Source organism: Polaromonas sp. P3_C2 (genome assembly GCF_056402675.1).
The window spans coordinates 1-4,152 of sequence record NZ_JBFUGX010000374.1; the positions used below are offsets into that span (position 1 = coordinate 1).

General features: G+C 64.1%; 5 protein-coding genes. 1 reads left to right on the plus strand and 4 read right to left on the minus strand.

Going from position 1 to position 4,152, the window contains the following annotated elements; translation table 11 throughout:
- Positions 1-274 (plus strand): sensor histidine kinase (locus tag AC1DWI_RS15290; protein ID WP_477725135.1); only part of this gene is annotated, 274 nt, incomplete at its 5' end.
- Positions 275-333: 59 nt separating this feature from the next.
- Here the strand turns inward: AC1DWI_RS15290 and AC1DWI_RS15295 are convergent.
- The 4 genes from AC1DWI_RS15295 to AC1DWI_RS15310 all read right to left on the minus strand — a co-directional run.
- On the minus strand, positions 334-1,710 hold the full coding sequence (locus tag AC1DWI_RS15295) for a class-II fumarase/aspartase family protein (RefSeq protein WP_477669998.1): 1,377 nt from the start codon (positions 1,708-1,710) through the stop codon (positions 334-336).
- 15 nt (positions 1,711-1,725) lie between these two features.
- Complete coding sequence (locus AC1DWI_RS15300) at positions 1,726-2,577, minus strand: HpcH/HpaI aldolase/citrate lyase family protein (RefSeq protein ID WP_477725136.1); 852 nt, start codon at positions 2,575-2,577, stop codon at positions 1,726-1,728.
- Positions 2,574-3,755: a CaiB/BaiF CoA transferase family protein gene (locus AC1DWI_RS15305; RefSeq protein ID WP_477725137.1), complete on the minus strand. Its 1,182-nt coding sequence runs from the start codon at positions 3,753-3,755 to the stop codon at positions 2,574-2,576. The genes AC1DWI_RS15300 and AC1DWI_RS15305 overlap by 4 nt, the downstream gene beginning before the upstream one ends.
- Positions 3,756-3,764: 9 nt before the next feature.
- Positions 3,765-4,152: HTD2 family dehydratase (locus AC1DWI_RS15310; RefSeq protein ID WP_477725138.1), on the minus strand; the 388-nt coding region annotated here is incomplete at its 5' end.

Genomic DNA, 4,152 nt, shown 5'->3' on the forward strand with positions numbered 1-4,152 from the left:
CCTGCGCACGCTCCAGGAGGCCATCAACAATGCAGTGCGCCATGGCGCGGCCAGGACCATCACCGTTCGCGCACGTGACACCGCCAGCACCCTGGAGCTGTCCGTCACAGATGACGGCTGCGGCTTCGACACGCACGCCGTTCCCGCACCCGGCAAGACCCAACGCGGCCTGGCCGCGATGCGAATGCGCGCACAAAAACTGGCGGGCCAGGTCCGCATTTCCAGTGGCACACATGGAACCTGCGTGACGCTGGAGCTTCCGTTAAGACGTTGAGACGGCACCCTTCAACCGCATACACAAAACTTTGGTACGAAGCTTGAGCCGCCCTCTTCTTACGACACTCTTGTGGGCTGCGAGTCCGGCGCCTTGACCGACGCGAGCACGCGGTCGACCATCACGCCTGCCTGGCCCAGGTTATTCATCGGATCGCAGAACGAGGCCAGCTGCTTCCGTGTCACGTGCTTCTTGATTTCGGGATGCTCCGCCAACAACTCGATCAGTGGGCGCTTTTGCTTGAGCGCGTCGCGGCAAATGTCGTAGACCAGGTCGTGGGCGTATTCACGCCCGATGTAGGGGCCCAGGCCCATCATCACGGCCTCCGACATCACGAGGCCGTGGGTCATGTCGATGTTGCGGCGCATCTGCGCGGCATCGACTTCCAGACCCGCGAGGATGAACTTCGTCTGCTTGAGTGCGCCCGAGATCAGGCAAAAAATCTCGGGCATCGCCACCCATTCGATCTCCCAGGGGCCTGTGGAGCGTTCATGGTCGGCGACCATCGCGTCCATCAGCGATGCGGCCAACTGGCGCACCACGGAGATGTTGGCGTGGATGTAGAGGCAGGAGATGGGGTTGCGCTTTTGCGGCATGGTTGACGAGGAGCCGCGCCCTGGCGCGAAAGGCTCAAACACTTCGGCGACTTCGGTCTGCATCAACAGCTTCACATCCATAGCGATCTTGCCGAGCGAGCCACCGACGATGCCGAGGAAGGCGCCAACTTCGGCGAAGTTGTCGCGCACGGTGTGCCACGAAATCAGGGGCTGCCCGAGGCCGAGTTCCTTCATGAGGCCAGCCTGGGTTTCCATCGCACCTTTTTCAAGCGAGGACAGGGTGCCCGACGCGCCGCCGAACTCGCCAACCAGCACCCGCGGCTTGAGCTGCGTGAGGCGCTCGCGGTGGCGCTCGATACCTGCGAGGATGCTGGCCATCTTGTAGCCGAAGGTGATGGGCGTCGCCTGCTGCAGGTTGCTGCGGCCGATGATCGGCGTGTCGCGGTGGTCGCGCGCCAGTTTGGCGAGCGAGGCCGAGATGTCCGCGAGGTCGGCCTCGACCAGTGCGAGGCCCTCGCGTATCTGCAGCACGGCGGCCGTGTCGGTGATGTCCTGCGTAGTGGCGCCCCAGTGGCAGTATTCGCCCAGGCCATCCTTGCAATGCGCGTTGATCTGGTTGACCACGGCGATGATCGGGTAGCCGATCTGCTCGGTCTTGGCCTTGAGCTTGACCCAGTCGATCTGGCTGGGCTCGCAGTTCTTCACGATCTCTTCAGCCGCCTCGTTGGGAATGATGCCGAGGGCGCCCTGAACCTTGGCGAGCGCGCGCTCGATGTCCAGGTATTTGGCGGTGCGATTCTCGTCCGACCAGACATGCCGCATGGCGGCATCGCTGAACATGTCGCCGAAAATTTTTGAGTCGATGATGGTTGCGGACATAGCTTCTCCGTTGGGTTATGTATCTTGTGAAAAATCAGGGGTGCGTGCAGCCAGGGCCACGATACGCTCGGCTTTGAGGACAACCGGGCGATCGACCATCTTCCCGTCGAGCTGGATGGCGCCGCCGCCGGCTGCGCGCGAGGCGCTCAGGATGCGTTGTGCCCAAGCCAGCACTTCGGCGTCAGGCCGCAGCGCTCGATGCACTGCGGCAACCTGCACGGGGTGTATGCACATCTTGGCGCCGAAGCCAAGGCAGCGTGCCTGCGCCATGTCGGCGGCAACCCGGTCCGCATCAATGTCTGGCGTGACGCCAGCCACGGGCGAGGGCAAACCCGCGGCGCGTGAAGCAATAGCCAGCTGGATCGCGGCGTGCTGCAGGGCCGGGCTGTCGGCGGGAAGATCAAGGTCGGCCATGTAGTCGAGCGAGCCGAAGGCCAGGCGTGCGATGCCCGGTGCGGTGGCAAGGTCGAAGGCGGCCAGCAGGCCACGCGCTGTTTCGACCAGCGRCAACACGGCGGTACCCGCATCGAGCGAACCAAGAACGTCAGCCACCTGCCGTCTGTTTTCGCATTTCGGAAGCATGACGCAGACTGCCCGAACCTGCCGCAGGAGCTGCAGATCGTCTGCGTACCAGCCCGTGCTCGCGTCGTTGATACGGATCAGCAGCTTGCCGCGAATCTCCTCGTTGGCGGAGGGTATCCACGCTGCGATGGCTTCGCGCGCGGCAGCCTTGTCCGAGGGCGAGACTGCGTCTTCCAGGTCGATGATGACGCGGTCCGCACCCGAGGCCAGCGCCTTCGCGAATCGCTCCGGCACGTTGCCCGGCACGAACAGGTAGCTCAGCGGCACGACGGGTGACATGCTCATACAGCGCCTTCCGCGCGCAGCTGGGCAATCTGTTCGGTGCCGTAGCCGAAGTGGTTCAGGATCGCGTCGGTGTGTTGGCCCAGCGCGGGCACGGCGTCCATGCGCGGGGCGCCATGTTGCCAGGAACCGGGCGGCAGCATGGCGGGCACGGTGCCCGCCGGTGTATCGATTTCACGCCAGCGCGCGCGAGCTTGGAGTTGCGGATGTTTCCACAGCTCGCTCATGGTGTTGACTTGCGCGTTAGCGATACCGGCGGTTTCCAGCCGCTCGACAACTTGCGCGGCGGTCAGGGTGCTGAAGGCTTCAACGATGATTGACGAGAGTTCGCTCCGGGCGGCGCTGCGCTGTGCATTGCCGGCGAAACGCGGGTCACTGGCAAGCGCGGGCCGCAGCAGCACTTTTTCGCAAAACACCTTCCACTCGCGTTCGTTCTGCAGGCCCATCATCACGGTCTTGCCGTCACCGGCCAGAAACGGGCCATAGGGGTAAATGGTCGCGTGGCTGGCACCCGTTCGCGGGGGCGGCGCCGCGCCTTCAAAGGCGTAATAGAGCGGGTAGCTCATCCACTCCGACAGCGACTCGAGCATCGAGATGTCGATGCGCTGACCCTCACCGGTCTGCCGACGGTGCATGAGCGCGCCCAGGATGTTGGTGTACGCATACATGCCGGCAGCGATGTCGGCGATGGATGGACCGGCCTTGGACGGTGTGTCGGGCGTACCGGTTACCGAGACGAAACCGGCCTCGCTCTGGATCAGCAGGWCATAGGCTTTTTTGTCGCGGTAAGGGCCGTCGTCGCCATACCCCGAGATGTCGCACACGATGATGCCGGGCTTGCGCTTGGCCAACGCTTCGTACGACAGACCGAGCCGTGCTGCAGCGCCCGGCGCGAGGTTTTGCACCACGACGTCGGCCTCTTCAATGATCAGGCGCATGAGGATCTTCTGCGCCTCCTCGTGCTTGACGTCCAGCGTCAGGCTTTCCTTGGAGCGGTTGGTCCAGACGAAATGCGATGCAAGGCCCCGCACGCGACTGTCGTAGGCCCGCGCGAAATCGCCCACACCGGGGCGTTCAACCTTGATGACCCGCGCACCCATGTCGGCCAGCTGCCGTGTGGCGAAAGGCGCCGCGATGGCGTGTTCGAGCGTGACGACGGTGATGCCCTTGAGTGGTTGCATTGCGTTTCCTCAGCCCAGCGTGGCGGTGGCATCCATCGTGAGCCAGCCTTCGTGGTCACGCCCCCACAGCCGCACGCTCTTGCCGTCGGCTGAAGGCTGCCCGTGGATCGAGAACGGGTTGACGTCGAACGTGGGCCGGACCGCCTTGAACTCAAATTTCCGCACCATGGCCTCAGGCATGTGCCGACGCAACAGGTCCATGAGCAGCGTGGCGATCAAGGGGCCGTGCACGATAAGACCGGGGTAACCCTCGACCTCCGTGACGTACTTTCGGTCGTAGTGAATGCGGTGCCCATTGAACGTGAGGGCCGAGTAGCGGAACAGCAGCACGTCGTCGGCAACGATGCGGCGCACCCACGCGAATTCCGCGGGCGCTGCCTGCGGCGGCGGAGCCACG

Bases quoted from the DNA above. Each gene is read 5' to 3' on its own strand.
- AC1DWI_RS15295 (WP_477669998.1), bottom strand. From the start codon at position 1,710: ATGTCCGCAACCATCATCGACTCAAAAATTTTCGGCGACATGTTCAGC.